The sequence below is a fragment of the Microvirga sp. 2MCAF35 genome, assembly GCF_052115545.1.
GTDB lineage: Bacteria > Pseudomonadota > Alphaproteobacteria > Rhizobiales > Beijerinckiaceae > Microvirga.
Genome location: NZ_JBFRGW010000112.1, coordinates 1 through 458, shown reverse-complemented (window position 1 = coordinate 458; position 458 = coordinate 1). Strand labels below are relative to the sequence as shown.

1 protein-coding gene is annotated in these 458 nt (G+C 68.1%); it reads left to right on the top strand.

Features of this window, described 5'->3' with window-relative positions; translation table 11 throughout:
* Positions 1-9 precede the first annotated feature (9 nt).
* The coding region (locus tag AB4097_RS21530; protein WP_442043345.1) for a tripartite tricarboxylate transporter substrate-binding protein at positions 10-458 on the top strand (449 nt) is incomplete at its 3' end.

Here is a 458-nt window from a genome sequence, read left to right as displayed (position 1 = left end):
GACAGGAGCATGGCCCGCGTCAGCATGGTCCATATCCCGTACAACGGGGCGTCGCCGGCGCAGCTGTCGGTGCTGTCGGGCCAGACCGACCTGATCTTCGACAACCTCGCCTCGGCATCGGCCAATATCAAGGCCGGCAAGCTCAAGGCCTTCGCCGTGACCACGCCGGCCCGCGCCGCCGCGTTCCCGGAACTGCCGACCATCGCCGAAGCCGGCAAGGGCCTCGGGCTGGAAGGGTTCGACATCTCGACGTGGTTCGGCGTCCTGGCCCCGGCCGGCACCCCGCGCGAGATCGTCGACCGTCTCAACCACGACATCGTGGCCATCCTCAAGACCGACGATATGAAAGCCCGCCTGGCCCGCATTGGCGCCCAGCCGGCCCCCACCACCCCCGAGCAGTTCGGCGCCCTGATCCAGCGCGAACTGAAGAAGTACGGGCAGGTGGTGAAGGTATCGGG